12 protein-coding genes are annotated in these 15,145 nt (G+C 57.1%); 11 read left to right on the forward strand and 1 reads right to left on the reverse strand.

Annotated features, from left to right (window positions below; translation table 11 throughout):
- Window positions 1–88 precede the first annotated feature (88 nt).
- Window positions 89–1,021, reverse strand: coding sequence for a porin (locus HUW35_RS15200; RefSeq protein ID WP_181253085.1), 933 nt, complete (start codon window positions 1,019–1,021; stop codon window positions 89–91).
- Window positions 1,022–1,326: 305 nt separating this feature from the next.
- Here HUW35_RS15200 and HUW35_RS15205 point away from each other — a divergent pair, with 305 nt between their 5' ends.
- The 11 genes from HUW35_RS15205 (at window position 1,327) to uvrC (ending at window position 15,054) form a co-directional block, all read left to right on the forward strand.
- On the forward strand, window positions 1,327–3,912 hold the full coding sequence (locus HUW35_RS15205) for a DNA internalization-related competence protein ComEC/Rec2 (protein WP_181253086.1): 2,586 nt from the start codon (window positions 1,327–1,329) through the stop codon (window positions 3,910–3,912).
- Window positions 3,913–4,080: 168 nt separating this feature from the next.
- Window positions 4,081–4,908: a hypothetical protein gene (locus HUW35_RS15210; RefSeq protein WP_181253087.1), complete on the forward strand. Its 828-nt coding sequence runs from the start codon at window positions 4,081–4,083 to the stop codon at window positions 4,906–4,908.
- A 73-nt stretch (window positions 4,909–4,981) separates the two neighbouring features.
- Window positions 4,982–5,776 carry a hypothetical protein gene (locus tag HUW35_RS15215; protein WP_181253088.1) on the forward strand — a complete coding sequence of 265 codons (795 nt, stop codon included), beginning with the start codon at window positions 4,982–4,984 and terminating at the stop codon, window positions 5,774–5,776.
- A gap of 299 nt (window positions 5,777–6,075) precedes the next feature.
- Window positions 6,076–6,699 carry a MotA/TolQ/ExbB proton channel family protein gene (locus HUW35_RS15220; protein ID WP_078085586.1) on the forward strand — a complete coding sequence of 208 codons (624 nt, stop codon included), beginning with the start codon at window positions 6,076–6,078 and terminating at the stop codon, window positions 6,697–6,699.
- A 29-nt stretch (window positions 6,700–6,728) separates the two neighbouring features.
- On the forward strand, window positions 6,729–7,148 hold the full coding sequence (locus HUW35_RS15225) for a biopolymer transporter ExbD (protein ID WP_181253089.1): 420 nt from the start codon (window positions 6,729–6,731) through the stop codon (window positions 7,146–7,148).
- Window positions 7,149–7,259: 111 nt separating this feature from the next.
- Complete coding sequence (gene msbA, locus HUW35_RS15230; protein ID WP_181253090.1) at window positions 7,260–9,101, forward strand: lipid A export permease/ATP-binding protein MsbA; 1,842 nt, start codon at window positions 7,260–7,262, stop codon at window positions 9,099–9,101.
- 34 nt (window positions 9,102–9,135) lie between these two features.
- A complete protein-coding gene (gene lpxK / locus HUW35_RS15235; RefSeq protein WP_181253091.1) occupies window positions 9,136–10,167 on the forward strand; it encodes a tetraacyldisaccharide 4'-kinase in 1,032 nt (343 codons plus the stop codon).
- Window positions 10,164–10,937 carry a 3-deoxy-manno-octulosonate cytidylyltransferase gene (gene kdsB / locus HUW35_RS15240; protein WP_181253092.1) on the forward strand — a complete coding sequence of 258 codons (774 nt, stop codon included), beginning with the start codon at window positions 10,164–10,166 and terminating at the stop codon, window positions 10,935–10,937. The genes lpxK and kdsB overlap by 4 nt, the downstream gene beginning before the upstream one ends.
- Window positions 10,938–11,006: 69 nt before the next feature.
- Complete coding sequence (gene murB, locus HUW35_RS15245; RefSeq protein WP_181253093.1) at window positions 11,007–12,023, forward strand: UDP-N-acetylmuramate dehydrogenase; 1,017 nt, start codon at window positions 11,007–11,009, stop codon at window positions 12,021–12,023.
- A gap of 468 nt (window positions 12,024–12,491) precedes the next feature.
- Window positions 12,492–13,136 carry a response regulator gene (locus tag HUW35_RS15250; protein WP_181253094.1) on the forward strand — a complete coding sequence of 215 codons (645 nt, stop codon included), beginning with the start codon at window positions 12,492–12,494 and terminating at the stop codon, window positions 13,134–13,136.
- Window positions 13,137–13,239: 103 nt separating this feature from the next.
- The gene (gene uvrC / locus HUW35_RS15255) at window positions 13,240–15,054 is read left to right on the forward strand and encodes an excinuclease ABC subunit UvrC (RefSeq protein ID WP_181253095.1); all 1,815 of its coding nucleotides are present in this window, start codon (window positions 13,240–13,242) and stop codon (window positions 15,052–15,054) included.
- Window positions 15,055–15,145 lie beyond the last annotated feature (91 nt).

The following is a 15,145-nucleotide window of genomic DNA, read 5'->3' on the forward strand; positions in this document are numbered from 1 at the left end:
CCGGAAAAGAGTTAAGTGTGTGCTACGGGTAAGTATTAATGAAAAAGGGCGCAATCGAAATTGCGCCCTTTGTTGATTTGAATTCTGCTTAGAACTTGAATTCAGTACCGATGCCGAAGTAGCTGCGCTCGTAGTCGTTCGCTGCAGTTTCATCGGTGTAAAAGGTAAATACCTTGGCGGCTTTGGACAGTTTGTAGTCCAGGCCGAGGCTGAAAGTTTCACCATCGGCTTTGACAATGTCAGACTGGCCGTATTGAGCCTTTGCGGTCCACTGGTTGATCTTGTAGGCCACGGACGTCATCCAGCCATCCTGCTTGCTGTTGTCTGCCTTTTCCTGTTCTTCGAACAGGCCGCCAACTTGTAGGTTGCCAAAGTTGTACTGGGCTACCAGGCGATTTACTTGCCAGTCATTCGCCTCCACACTCTGGTCGAAGGCGTAGGCCAGGTAAACGCCGTTTTGATCGTAGGCGAGTGATACGGAAGTGCCATTATCGCGGGTGTCGATCTGGTTGCCCACGTCATCGAAGATTTCCGCTTCCTTGTTGCTGATATAGGCAGCGGCGACTGTAAAACCCGCGAAAGTGGGTGTGGTGTACTGCAGGTTGTTGGATTCGCGGTTATCACTTTTGGTGATAAGGCTTTTGATGTCACCCTCGAGGTCATTAAACAGGTCGACTTTTTTCTGGGCGATTTTCAGCGGGGTATCGAACTTGCCACCGATCACCTGTCCGAACCCGCCCTCAAGTCCCGCGTAAATATTGCGCTGGGTAAAGGTGTCACCTTCACCGTCGATATTTACCTGGTACTCCATTTTGTAAATGCCCTTGATGCCGCTGTCCAGGGGCAGGTCGCCTTTCACGCCCACGCGCGATGCGTTGCTTTTTACATCCGTTGTCGCACCATCACCCTCGTCATTGGACTGGAATGAGGTGTTCGCCTTGCCGTAAAAGGTTAGTACTTCTGCATCTGCAAAAGTAGGTAGCGCCGCTGCCAGTGCCAGGGTAATTGCAGTCTTTTTCATGGTTGGTCTCTGAATGTAAAAAGAGAATGCCGTTGTTTGATGCTGCGCATTTTGCTGCTCATTTGTTACAACCGTGTGAAACGTGAATGTTTTCTTAATGTTTTATGACCTGTCGGTTTCAGGTGGAATGGCAGGGTGTCAAGAATGGAAGTAATGGCATGTGGTCGGAGGGCTGAGCCGGTGGGTTTCGTGACTTGAGCTCGGTAGTCTGGTCTTATCTAATCGGGGTTAAGAAGGGATGTGTTCGGGGCGCGTGACAGCCATATGTGGCGCGAACCAGATACGGATAGCTAAGGAAAGCTGTTATGGGGTGGAGGGAAATTACCCTGGCGAGGACCCCGTCACTGGTGACTGGAATCTGGTCGCTGGCGGCGGGTATTGGCCAGGTGGCGTTGTGGCCCGAGTTGCCGGGCAACGTGGAGAGTGCGGGCTTGCTATTGATGGGCGTCATCGCGCTGACTGCACTACTGCTGGTATCTTCCCGTCCTGCCAGTGGCAATGCGCGCTGGCTTATCTGGTCGGTGATATTGCCTTTCGTGTTCGGCGCCTGTTGGGCGCTGTACAGTAACCATGACGTCCTGAAGCGGCGCCTGCCAGATGCGCTCCATGGAACCGATCATCGCATCACTATTGAGGTGAGTTCCCTGCCGCAGTTGTCACCCGCGGTTTCTCGTTTTGGATCCAATTTCCACCTCTCGACTGGCCATAAAGATGCCCGGTTTACCGCTCGGGTTATCCACGGGGATAACCCTGCGTTTCTCGGGCAGGCTATGCGTCTGAGCTGGTATCGCATCGCCCCCGGATTGGCCCGCGACCTGACTGCGGGAAGCCGTTGGAAATTGGTCGTCCGTCTTAAACAACCCCGCGGTAGTCTCAATCCCCACACTTTTGACTATGAAGCCTGGTTGTTACAGCGCGGTATCTACGCGACTGGCTACGTGCGTGACAGGGATGACGTGCCTCAATTCATTGCTGCCGGTGACGGCATGGATGCGTTGCGGGAGCGTGTCCGCGACCGGATCTCTCGCGTATCACCCGGGAACTCTGGGTTGCACCAGCAGGCACTGATTCGGGCCCTGTTGCTGGGGGATAAGGGCGATGTAGATGCGCGCACTCGGGATTTGCTGCGCAGAACGGGCACCGCGCATTTGCTGGCTATCTCCGGACTGCATGTGGGGATGGTGTCCGGGATATTCCTGCTATTGGGCGGGCTACTGGGTCGCCTCTTTGGGTTGTTCAAAAAGGGCAATCCGTTATTTTGGTCAGGCGGAGCCGCCTTGATTGCGGCGTTGGCATATACGCTGTTGAGTGGTGCTCCGTTGTCTGCACAGCGGGCTCTGATGATGACGTTTGTGGTGATCATCGCCCTGGTTCACCGCAGAAGGTTCGGAGGTGGCCTGGCACTCGGGCTGGCTCTCGCGTCTGTACTACTGTTGCAGCCGTTAGCCGTGCTCGACGCGGGATTCTGGCTGTCATTTGTCGCAGTGGGGGCTTTGTTGTTGCGTTTTCGCGGGCGAACTGCGCGCGTGGAGAAAGGGGCAGAGGAGGGGCCTGCGGGTAACGGGATACCCGGCACTCGATGGAGTCAGCGCCTGCGTAGCCTCACGATAGCGTGCGGTACTGCGATACAGAGTCAGTGGGCCATCCTTATCGGCCTGTTATTGCCTTCAATACTGATTTTCTCCGGGGTGAGCGCCAGCGGCCTGCTGTTGAATCTGGTGGCCATTCCGTGGGTCGGTCTTCTTATCTTGCCTCTGGTGTTTCTGGGGGCAGCATTTCCCGGGGCGCCAGGCCAGTTTCTTTGGTGGCTCGCGGATATCCAGTTGTCATGTCTGTTGGACTTTCTGGCTTATGCAGATGGTCGCTTGCCTGGATGGCAGTCGCTACCGCTTCCCCCGATTGCAGTGCTTGCTCTCGCCGTCATCTCCTGTTTCGTATTGCTTTTACCGCACGGGTTTCCCGGGCGCGGGTTGGCATGGTGTCTTGTCCCAGTCGTGTTCGCGAGCTTGTTGCCGGGCGGTTGGCAGAGACCGGCAGAGCCGTTTCTCGAGGTCACTGTACTGGACGTGGGGCAGGGGCTTTCCGTGGTTGCTGCCACCGATGGCCACCGAATTTTGTTTGATACTGGGGCCGGCAGCGACAGCGGCTGGGATGCGGGGAACAGTATCGTGGCCCCATATCTGATGGCCGAATATGGGACGCAGCTTGATTTACTGGCGGTGAGTCATGGCGACCGCGACCACGCCGGCGGCGTGGGCGGCGTACTTGCGCAGATGGAAGTCGGTGCACTTGCAGCTCCGGGACGCCTTGGCGAGCGGCTTGGAAGGGGTGGTGTCGACACGGTCGGCGGACTGCCGGCGCCTGCACGCCATTTTCCCTGTCTTGCCGGGAAGGAGGATGTTTTGGGAGAGCTGAAGGTGCAGTGGCTGTGGCCGGAGTCGGACGGTGTGGATGGCGAAGAAAACGACCACAGCTGTGTGGCGTTGCTTGTCTGGCGGGGGATACGGGTTCTGTTGACCGGGGATATATCCGATGAAGTCGAGCGCCGGCTGAAGGTCGCCTATCCGGAGTTCGAGCCGGTAGACCTGTTGGTCGCACCCCACCACGGGTCGCGCTCCTCTTCTTCAAGTGCACTCATTCGGTGGGCGCCTCCGGGCGCGGTGGTGTTTAGCGCCGGATATCGGCATCACTTCGGCCATCCCCATCCGGATGTGGTTGCACGCTATCGCAAAGCTGGCGCCAGCCTGTTCAATACCGCAATGACTGGTGCGGTCACATTGTCCTGGAGCGGCGGAGACACCGAACCGCGGGTGCGTTGCGCGCGAAATGCGCCCCGATTCTGGCTTGCAGAGGTCCCTTTGTGTGCTGGCGGTGATGCCAGTGTGCGTTGAGGCACATGCCCCCTGAGTACTACCGTGCAACGCGGAGGCGCGCGGTTCCATATTGCGGCCGTCGGCGTACCAATTGGTAGCGGGATGAGAGCTTGGTCGCAGTTTTGGGGTGGGGCGTGGTGTTACCGTGCAGGCCAGTTTCAGCAAGATGATGTACTGGTTAATTTCATGAAGATTAAACCGATTGCTGGCGCGGCTATGTTCGCCGCCGGCTTATTCACTTCTACCGGGCTCCTGGCAGAGCAGTGGAAGTACTCTCTGGGTACTGATATCAGCAGCGGTGACTACGGGAACAGTCAGGAAACCGACATTGTTTCGACCCCGTTTACCGTCAGCTATTCGCCAAATACCAGCTGGACGTTCAAGGCGTCCCTGCCGTGGACGCAGATCGAAGGCCCCGGCGGGGTTGTGCCGGGTGGCGACGGCGGATTCGTCGTGGGGCCCGGAAATGGCAATGGCCAGGGCAATGGCAACAACCCCGGCAGCGAGCCAGATACCGTAATTACCAGTGAATCTGGCATCGGCGATCTCTGGCTGACCGGCACCTACAGTCTTGAACCTGTAGCCCAGCGTTACTTTGTGGACCTGTCTGCCAAGTACAAGGTACCGGTGGCCGACGAGGCCAAGGGTCTTGGCACCGGTGAAGCGGATTTCACCCTGCAGACAGAAGTGTTCACTGTGGTGGACAACTTCACCCCATTCGTCACCCTGGCCAAGAAATTCAAGGGCGACCTTCCAGAGGTTGAACTGCGTAATGTCTGGTACGCCTCTGTGGGCAGTGGCTATCGCCTGGATGAGGTGTCCAGTATCGGCGCCTCTCTCGACTACCAGCAGGCCGCCGTTGAGGGTAATGATCCGCAGACCGAGATTTTCGGCTATTACAGTCACAAGGTCAGCGCTCAGTGGAGCGGCATGCTTTACGGCTATATCGGACTGGCGGACGGCAGTCCCGACCAGGGGTTTGGGGTGCAGGTCAGCTATCGACCAGCCAACTGATTAATACTTTTCCCTCTGCGATTCCCGCTTGGCTGTTGAAATAGTGGGAGCCAGAAACACTCAGGAGAAAACAGTGATGAAGATTCCATTCAAGTCTACTGCAATGGCTGCAGCTCTGGCTGGGCTGGTTAGCGTCCCGCTGGTATGGGCCGACGAAGACATGCCTGACACGGATACCGATACCGTCGAAGTCGTTGAAATTGCGGAAACGGTTCCCGGTGAGCGCATTGCAGGCTATTTCAGTGAATTTTTTGGTGAGGAATCCTCCAGTGTGGTGGCCGGACTTCGAGACGGCAGCATTCAGTATGTCGAGCCGCTTCCGGAAGGTGAAGAAGTTGCGACTGATACCGAAACAGACACAACCGAAACCGATGGAACCGAAGTTGATGCCCCCGAAGTAGAAGATGGTGGCGAGCCCGGCAACGGCATGGGTTACGGCAACGTGCTGATCACCATGGCACTGGCCGAACAATTGGCCGGACTGTCCGCGGCTGAAGCGCTCGAGGGCGAGGAGGGCATGACGGCCCACGAATCCCTGAACGAAATCCTGCGTATGCGCCAGGTAGATGGCATGGGCTGGGGCCAGATTGCCCGTGAGCTGGGCGTCAACCTTGGCGAAGTAGTCAGCGGTATTCGCTCCAATCGTCCGGATATGACCGAAAAGCTGGCCCGTCGCGACGAGCGTGCGGCAGCGCGCTCCGAGGCGCGTGCCGAGCGTGAACTGGCCCGTGCAGACAAGGTGGCCAAGGTCGAAAAGGCGGAGCGCGTTGCGAAGCTGGACCGTCCGGAAAGACCGGTTCGCCCGGAAAAGGCCGAGAAGCCTGAGCGCCCGGAAAAGCCGGCGCGTCCTGAGCGCCCGGGGCGCTAAGCAGCGGTTAGCCGCAAGCTGATTGGCCCCTCACAATGAGAGGCCGCCAGAAAAAGCCGCCTTCGGGCGGCTTTTTTGTTTTGGTGCAGGGGAGTGAACGCAATGACCGTCTAGCCATTCGCGCAGGATCTGGCGGCCATCGCCCGCAAGCAGGCCAGATTGCGGCCACGTGCAACTTCGTTCACAGAGATAAAATTCATACCACTCAAGCACTTAGCCATCTGGTTGAGCTGTGGTAGAGTCTCCGACTTAGCTTGAACCCATAACAAAACCCTTCCGCAGTCTGGGGCGTATAAAAAGTGTTAGAGATTATCAAGTCTGGCGGCTGGCTGATGCTGCCTATCCTGCTCTGTTCCGTAGCTGTTATTGCGATTTTCATCGAGCGTTTGTGGACGCTCAACGAGCGCAAGATCGCCCCGCGTGCGCTGCTGGGTGAAGTCTGGAGTTCGCTAAAGAACAACCAGCTGACCACGGAAAAGATTAAGGCCCTGCGCGACTCCAGCCAGCTGGGGCGCATTTTTGCCGCGGGTCTCGCCAATTCCAAGCATGGCCGTGAGGTGATGAAGGACAGTATCGAAGAGGCTGCCAGTCAGGTGGTGCACGAGCTGGAACGCTTCCTGAATGTGCTGGGTACCATTGCCGCTGTGGCGCCGTTGATCGGCCTGCTTGGCACCGTGGTGGGCATGATTCAGGTATTTACTGCCATTATGTTGGAAGGCACCGGCAATGCGGGTGTACTGGCCGGGGGGATCTCCCAGGCTCTGATCACCACCGCCGCGGGCCTGAGCGTGGCTATCCCGGCGCTGATGGCACATCGATACTTCCAGCGCCGCGTGGATTCCATTGTGGTGACCATGGAGCAGGAGGCCGTCAAACTGGTGGATGCCCTGCATAGTGACCGCCGTATCGAAGCAGCAGCCTGAGCGCTCAATCACAGATTCAGGAGCGCTTGATGCAATTCCGTCGCCAGAATACAGAGCAGGATGGGGTGAACCTCACGCCATTGATCGATGTGGTGTTCCTGCTGCTGATCTTTTTTATGGTTTCCACCACCTTTACCAAAGAGAGCCATCTTGAGCTCAATCTTCCGGAGGCTTCGGGCCCACAGGCGGAGAGTCCCCCCTCAACCATTGAGGTACTCATCAATGCCGATGGCTCATATTCGGTGGATGGCCGAGCGCTGATCAACAAGAAGCTCGCCACGCTCAAATCTGCACTGTCGGAAGTGTCCGGTGGCGAGTACAATCGCCCGCTGATCATTACCGCAGACGCCACCGCGCAACATCAAGCGGTGGTTCGTGCCATGGATGCCGCGGGTCAGCTGGGATTTGTTCATCTCAGCATCACTACCCGGCAGCCGGACGAACAGTAATCTATAAAGTGTTGAACCGCTGGATACGGCGTGTGCCGTATCCACGATATGCCCGCAGTGGCCTTGCTGTTGCGGGTGGTCTCTTGCGGAGAACACGCTGCCAAGATATTTATGGATAAATCCCCCCAACCGGTGCTGAAGCCCCGGGACGGCGCCAGAACCTATCGTCGCCTACTTTCCTACGCTGTACCTCAGTGGCCGCTGTTTGTTGTCGCGGTGCTTGGATTCCTGCTGTTTTCCAGCATGGAAGTGGTGCTGATTGCCGTCACTGAGCTATTGCTGGACGCCGTCGGTGCCGGTATCGAGCAGGGACGAGGCTTCCTGTCGAAGTATGTCGCCGGTTTTTTCCCCGGTGGGAACATGCCCCAGGAGACTGCCCGCTGGCTGGTGCCGTCGGCGATGCTGATCATCATCATGCTGCGCGCTGTGGGCAACTTTGTTGGCAGTTATGGTCTGTCTTATGTTGCACGCGCAGTGATTCACCAGTTGCGCACCGAGCTATTCGAGCATATTGGGCAGTTGCCCAGCAGCTATTTTGACCGCTACACCGGTGCTTTCCTGATTTCCAAGGTCGCCTACAACGTGGAGCAGGTGACCAACTCCATTACCAAGGCGTTGCGCACGCTGATTCGCTCCTCGTTTACGGCCATTGGCCTACTGACTTATCTGTTACTGGTGAACTGGCAGCTGACCCTGACGTTTTTCCTGTTTGTGCCGATTATCGCCGGCATTGTCAGTATTGTGGGCCGCCGTTTCCGCAAGCTCAGCCATCGGATCCAGAACACCATGGGTGACGTGACCCATGTGACCCAGGAAGCGATCAACGGCTACGAAGTCGTCCGCATGTACGGTGGCCGAACTTATGAAAATGCCCGTTTCGCAGCTGCGAGTAACGCCAACCGACAGCAGTTCATGAAACTGGTAGTGGCGGACAACGCCAGTGTGTCAGTGATCCAGACACTGGTGGGGCTCGCAACAGCAGTGCTGGTTTGGTTCGCTCTGGCTCCCGGCATGGTCGAGTCGATGACAGCGGGCGTATTTGCTTCCTATATCGGTGCTGCTGCCTCTCTGGCTAAGCCGATCAGGAACCTCTCCGAGGTCTATGCCGAAATTCAGAAAGGGATCGCCGCGGCGGAAAGTATTTTCGAAGTGTTCGATGCGCCAAAGGAGCCCACTGGAGGCAACCTGCATCTGCCAAGCCCGGTGACCGGGGAAGTGACTTTCGAACATCTGGGTTTCCGCTATTCGGAAGGCGGCCCGGATGTATTGAGTGACATCGATTTCTCGGTGCGTGCGGGGCAGACAGTTGCCCTGGTAGGAGCCTCCGGTTCTGGAAAGACCACACTGGTGAGCCTGCTGTCCCGATTTTACGATCCCACCTCCGGGCGAATTCTGCTGGATGGGGTGGATATTACCGAGGTTCCAGTGGCGGAGTTGCGCGAGCAGATCAGCCTGGTCTCTCAGAACATTGTGCTGTTCAACGATACGGTGTATCGCAACATCGCGTACGGCGAGCTCGAGGGCAAGCCGGAGGCGGAAGTCGAGCGGGCGGTAGATCTGGCGCACGCGCGCGACTTTATCGAAGAGTTGCCAGACGGGCTCAACACGGTGCTCGGGGACAACGCGCAGATTCTTTCCGGTGGCCAGCGTCAGCGGCTGGCTATCGCGCGGGCGCTGTTAAAGGATTCGCCGGTACTGGTGCTGGATGAGGCGACCTCGGCTCTGGATAACGCCTCCGAACGTCACATTCAGGCGGCGCTCGCGGAGGTGATGAAAAATCGCACTACGTTTGTGATCGCGCATCGCCTGAGTACCATTGAGAATGCAGATTGCATCCTGGTCATGGATCAGGGGCGTATCGTTGAAAGTGGCACCCACAGTGAGTTGCTGGAGCGCGGCGGTCGCTACGCGCTGTTACTTCAGCAGCAGTCCGGCGGTGCCATCGGCGGATAGAAAATTCGAAACGGGGATAGGAGCGCATCGCGCAATGTCGCTTGAAGACTGGTTGAACAAACGCTGGTATCCGGCCACCGAAAGCGGTGAAGTAAGCGGTACACAGCTGCCTTTGTTGGCGCCGCTGGAGCTGGCGTTCCGACACGGCAGTCGCTGGCGCAAGCAGCGCAATCAACCAGAGCCGCTGTCGGTGCCGGTGATTGTGGTCGGCAATATTACCGTCGGTGGTGCCGGTAAAACGCCCCTGGTTGCCGAGCTTGGCCGCTGGCTGAAAGAGCGTGGCCGCAAACCCGGTATTATCAGCCGCGGCTATGGTGGCCGCGCCAAGCACTACCCCTACAATGTCACCGCCGAATCCCACCCCCTGGAATCCGGCGATGAACCGCTCATGCTTCACCTGATGACGGGCCTCCCGGTAATGGTTTCTCCCAAACGTGCGGAAGCGGCGTCTGCCCTGATTTCCGAACACGGTTGTGATGTGATCCTCTCTGACGATGGCCTCCAGCACTATGGTCTGTGGCGCAGTATGGAAATCTGTGTCGTGGACGGTCAGCGCGGTCTCGGCAATCAGCATTTGTTGCCCCGCGGTCCACTGAGGGAGTCGGCTGACCGACTGCGAAGCGTGGATATGGTCGTTGTGAATGGCCAGCCCAATGCTCTGGTGGAATCCCAGGTGGGTGAGGAAGCCGATTTCACCATGGAGTTGCAGCCATCGCGCTGGCATCAGTTCAATCTGGATCAGACATCGACCCTGAAGATCGAATCGGGCCCGGAAGTGGGTCCGTGTCACGGGGTGGCGGCGATCGGTAATCCCCAGCGTTTTTTTAACGCGCTGCGGGATATCGGTTTTACTGTGATGGAAATGGCCTTTCCAGACCATCACCAGTTCAGCCAGCAGGAGCTGCAGCTAGATGGCGTGACTCCGGTAATCATGACCATGAAAGACGCGGTCAAATGCCGTGATTTCTGGCAGAGCCACTGGTGGGCCATGGAGGCACAGGCCCAGCTGCCGGATCTTTTCTACCAACGCATTCACCAGCATCTGCAGAGTTTTGAACCCGCATGAGCGATACCAGTCCCTTTGAATTCGATGTCATCATCCCCGCACGATTTTCCTCAAGCCGCCTTCCCGGCAAGCCGCTGGCGGATATTGCCGGCAAACCCATGGTGCAGAGGGTGTACGAGCGCGCTTGTGAGAGTGCCGCGCAGCGGGTGATTGTCGCAACGGACGACATGCGTGTTGCGCAAGTGGTACAGGGCTTTGGCGGCGAGGTGTGCATGACCAGTGCCGATCACGCTTCCGGAACCGATCGCCTGCAGGAGGTCGCGGCGAATCTGGAGCTGACCGAAGACCGAATCCTGGTGAATGTGCAGGGAGATGAACCCCTGATTCCGCCAGCGGTGATCAATCAGGTGGCTGCGAACCTGGCGCGGAACCGTACAGCCGGCGTCGCAACTCTGGCGGAGCCGATCCCGACAGTTGAGGACTTCCTCAACCCGAATATCGTGAAGGTAGTGGCTGAGGAGTCGGGGCTGGCACGTTATTTTTCCCGCGCGCCTATTCCCTGGCCGCGGGACGCCTTCGCTCTGGAGCAGCAGGCGCTGCCGGAGGGGCTCCAGCCGCGGCGCCATATTGGCATCTATGCTTACCGGGCAGGGCTGTTGAATCATTTTGTCAGTTGGCCCATGGCGCCGATCGAGAAATTCGAGGCGCTCGAGCAATTGCGTTTCCTGTATCACGGCCATGCAATCCACGTGGACGATGCCTGCGAAGAAGTGCCCGGCGGTGTGGATACCCAGCAGGACCTCGAGCGGATGCGCGCTCTTTTTGCATAATTTGTGACGTGCCCGGGTAGGGCGACTCGGTACTGAAGTCAAATGTGCCGGGGCAGAGAGCGGTACCAGATGATTCAGTCAGACGTAGATCTACAGCCTTTCAACACCATGACCATTGCCGCGCGGGCAAGGTATTTTTGCGCGGCAACGACACTGGATGAGCTGCGCGAAGCGCTAGAGTTTGCCCGCACAAAACAGCTTCCTATCCTTCCTCTCGGCGGCGGCAGTAATATCGTACTCACCGGTGACTTCCCCGGGATCGCGGTGCATGTGGGCATGCATGGACTTGAGTTCGATCCACTGGATGATGGTGTTCGTATACATGCCGCTGCGGGTGAGAACTGGCACCAACTGGTTATGCGCAGTGTCGAACTGGGGTACGGTGGGCTCGAAAACCTCGCACTAATCCCAGGAAATATCGGCGCGGCACCCATCCAGAATATCGGTGCCTACGGTGTTGAGCTTAAAGACACCTTCGAGCAGTTGACCGCGATGGAAATCGCGAGTGGAGACCTTGTGACCTTCTCTGCCGAGGAGTGTCAGTTTGGTTACCGCGATAGTATCTTCAAAGGGGCTGCCAAGGACCGTTACCTGATCTGTGATGTGGTGCTGAAACTGCCTCGAATCTGGCAGCCACACGTATCATATCCGGCCTTACAGCAGCACTTTGCCGACCGCGGGCAACCGCTGGACGAGCTGACTCCGGCCGTGGTGGCCAACGCAGTTATCGATATTCGCAACAGCAAGCTGCCAAATCCTGTCGAAATACCCAATGCGGGTAGTTTTTTCAAGAATCCAGTCGTGGATACGTCCCTGTATACCGCCCTCAAGGCTGCCCACCCGGGATTGGTAGCGTTTGAATCTGGGACTCAATGGAAGCTGGCTGCTGGATGGCTTATCGACCAGGCCGGTTGGCGTGGTTATGCCCAAAATGGGGTGGGGGTCCACGATCGTCAGGCGCTTGTTCTGGTGAATCCGGGACACCGCTGCGGCAGTGAAGTCGTCAACCTGGCCCGCGAAATAGCCAGTGATATCCAAAAGAAGTTTGGGGTGACACTGGAACCGGAGCCGCGCTTCTACCCTTAAGTTAGCCAGAGTAGGCCGTCTATGGTCTCGACTGAGCATCATTGAGCCTCTCGCAGCGCAAGCCAGTTAGAACATTTTCCCCTTAAAACGGAAAAACCGATCCCTTGCCTCATCTGGAATTCTGGCGATTTTTGCGGGGATTATTAGCTCGTTAGTGTCAGTGCCTATCTCTATCCGGGGTGCTGGAACTCGTGCTTAAAAGCATGCGGCATGAATCACCAGTGACTGCAATCTTTCCGTTATATTGGCCTGAAATAACCGTAAAGTGAGCGCCTTTTATCTGCAGTAGCTTGGTGCTATCTCGCTTTGCACCATGACATTTGTCTGGTATGTTGAGTCAGGGCTCTGTGGATGGATCTTTGCGGGTATAACCCGCTGAGCAATAACAAAAAACGTGATTTTGTGCAGGGGAGGTTTAATAGGAAATTCTTGCACAAGGTCAACTGAAAATCCGTGGTTGGGGCTAAATTGATAAAAGTCTTAGTGGTAGATGATCACGATTTGGTGCGCATGGGAATATCGCGCATGCTGGGTGACGTCGACGATGTTCAGGTGGTAGGTGAAGCCAAAAGCGGCGAAGAAGCTATCGCTTTTGTGCGGGAAGCTGAGGTCGATGTCATTCTCATGGATGTGAGAATGCCCGGCATGGGAGGCCTTGAGGCTACCCGCAAGCTCATCTCTCGATTCCCTCACGCCAAGGTTATTGCTGTCAGTGCGCTGGACGATGACCTTTTTCCCAGCCGCCTGATTCAGGCCGGAGCCAAGGGCTACGTGACCAAGGGGGCTGACCTGGAAGAAATGGTGCGCGCGATTCATTCAGTGGTCGCTGGTGAGACGTATATCAGCAGTTCCATGGCCACCAAGCTTGCATTGCGCAGTGTCAGTGGTGGCTCGTCGCCGTTTGAGGACCTGTCTGAAAGAGAGCTCCAGACAGCGGTGATGATAGTCAACGGCAACAAGGTGTCGGAAATTGCCGAGACCCTATCCGTCAGCCCGAAAACCGTGAATACTTATCGCTACCGGATTTTCGAGAAGCTGGGACTGCATTCCGATGTGGAGCTGACATTGCTGGCAGTGAAGCATAATGTGCTGGATCCGGAAGAGGCAGTGTAGGGCGCGTAAGCCGTTATCGGTGTAAAATCCGATCTCCTCTACACAGAATTTAAGAAACAGGGGCCAATTGGCCCCTGTTTTGTTGTTGGCACAAGAAACGGCTATGTTCGACAGCAAGCGCTTTCTCACAACGGTGACCCGCAAGCCCGGCGTTTACCAGATGTTTGACGCCCAAGGTAAGGTACTGTACGTCGGTAAAGCGAAAAACCTGCGCAACCGCCTGGGTAGCTATTTTCGGGCCAGCGGTCTCACCGCCAAAACCATGGCGCTGGTGGAAAAGATCGCGGACATCGAGGTAACTGTCACTCGCAGTGAAACCGAAGCTCTGGTGCTGGAGCAGAGCCTGATCAAATCCCAGCGGCCGCCCTACAATGTCATGTTGAAAGATGACAAGGGCTACCCTTATATCTTCCTGTCCAGCAAGGACACTTTTCCCCGTATCGCATTTCACCGTGGCGCCAAGAGAAAGAAGGGGGACTATTTCGGTCCTTTTCCCAATGCCTCATCGGTACGCGATAGCCTGAATTTCCTGCAGAAGACATTTCGAATTCGCTCCTGTGAAGACAGTGTTTTCGCCAATCGCTCGCGGCCATGCCTGCAATATCAGATTGAGCGCTGTACCGCGCCATGCGTCGATTTCATCAGCCCGGAAGACTACCAGGCGGATGTCCGCCACGCGCAGATGTTCCTCGCGGGGAAGAGCGACAGCATCATCCGAGAACTGGCGGAGGAGATGGAGCGCGCTTCAGTGGCGCTGGAGTTTGAAAAGGCCGCGCGCCTGCGCGACCAGATTGTTGCGCTGCGCCGACTGCAATCGGATCAGGTCGCCGAAAGCGGTGGCGCCGATGTGGATGTCCTCGGTGTGGCGACGTCAGGCGGACTCTGCTGTGTGCACGTTCTGTTTATCCGGCAGGGGCGCATTCTCGGGAGTCGTAGTTACTATCCCAGTGAAAAGCTGGGTCTGGACGATGCAGCACTGCTGTCCGCTTTCATCCCTCAGTTTTACCTGGGCAACAATCGCGAGCTGCCACGCCAGATACTCGTGTCTGAGCCGCTCGAAGACATTGAGGCGTTACAGCAGGCGCTTACCGAGCAGGCCGGCAAGGATATCCAGGTAGTCAATCGTCTGCGGGGGAATCGCGCCACCTGGGTCGAGATGGCCCAGCAGGCCGCGCGCCAGAACCTGCAGAGTCGTACCGCTTCCCAGCAGAAACTGCAGGATCGCTTTGAAAATCTTCAGGAGGTGCTTCGTCTGGGAGATTTGCCTGAGAGGCTGGAGTGTTTTGATATCAGCCATTCCAGTGGTGAAGCCACCGTTGCCTCCTGCGTGGTTTTTGATACCGGCGGGCCGGTGAAATCGGATTATCGCCGTTTCAATATCGAAGGGATTACCGCGGGTGATGACTACGCGGCTATGGGGCAGGCGCTCAAGCGCCGTTACACCCGCTTGTCCAATGGTGAGGGCCGCTTCCCCAATATTCTCCTGATTGATGGGGGCAAGGGGCAGGTGACACAGGCGGTGGATACGCTAAACGAGCTGGGTATCACCGGAGTGCAGATCATCGGCGTTGCCAAAGGCACTACCCGTAAAGCGGGGTTCGAGACCCTGCACATTGTGGCGGAGGGGCGCGAACTGGTGCTGGAATCCGATTCGCCAGCACTGCACCTGATTCAGCAAGTTCGGGATGAGGCGCATCGATTCGCCATTACCGGTCATCGCCAGCGGCGCGATAAAAAGCGTCGCGAGTCGCCACTGGAGGGCATTCCGGGTGTCGGTCCCGCGAGGCGGCGAGCGCTGTTACATCACTTTGGCGGTTTGCAGGAGATCCTGCGAGCCTCGGTCAACGAACTGTCCAGCGTCGAGGGGGTGAGCCGCAAACTCGCTCAGGATATATACTCGACCCTGCACAATGAATAGCCAGTGGCAAAGGAATCGTCCGCTGGCGTTTATTTTTGTATTCCAGATTGCTAAGTTACGCACTGCCGACGATGTGTGTTCAGCGACTGAA

This window comes from Microbulbifer sp. YPW1 (assembly GCF_013367775.1).
GTDB lineage: Bacteria > Pseudomonadota > Gammaproteobacteria > Pseudomonadales > Cellvibrionaceae > Microbulbifer.

Coding starts and splice junctions, on each gene's coding strand:
- HUW35_RS15200 (WP_181253085.1), bottom strand. CDS start 1,021: ATGAAAAAGACTGCAATTACCCTGGCACTGGCAGCGGCGCTACCTACT.
- HUW35_RS15205 (WP_181253086.1), top strand. CDS start 1,327: ATGGGGTGGAGGGAAATTACCCTGGCGAGGACCCCGTCACTGGTGACT.
- HUW35_RS15210 (WP_181253087.1), top strand. CDS start 4,081: ATGAAGATTAAACCGATTGCTGGCGCGGCTATGTTCGCCGCCGGCTTA.
- HUW35_RS15225 (WP_181253089.1), top strand. CDS start 6,729: ATGCAATTCCGTCGCCAGAATACAGAGCAGGATGGGGTGAACCTCACG.
- msbA (WP_181253090.1), top strand. CDS start 7,260: ATGGATAAATCCCCCCAACCGGTGCTGAAGCCCCGGGACGGCGCCAGA.
- lpxK (WP_181253091.1), top strand. CDS start 9,136: ATGTCGCTTGAAGACTGGTTGAACAAACGCTGGTATCCGGCCACCGAA.
- kdsB (WP_181253092.1), top strand. CDS start 10,164: ATGAGCGATACCAGTCCCTTTGAATTCGATGTCATCATCCCCGCACGA.
- murB (WP_181253093.1), top strand. CDS start 11,007: ATGATTCAGTCAGACGTAGATCTACAGCCTTTCAACACCATGACCATT.
- uvrC (WP_181253095.1), top strand. CDS start 13,240: ATGTTCGACAGCAAGCGCTTTCTCACAACGGTGACCCGCAAGCCCGGC.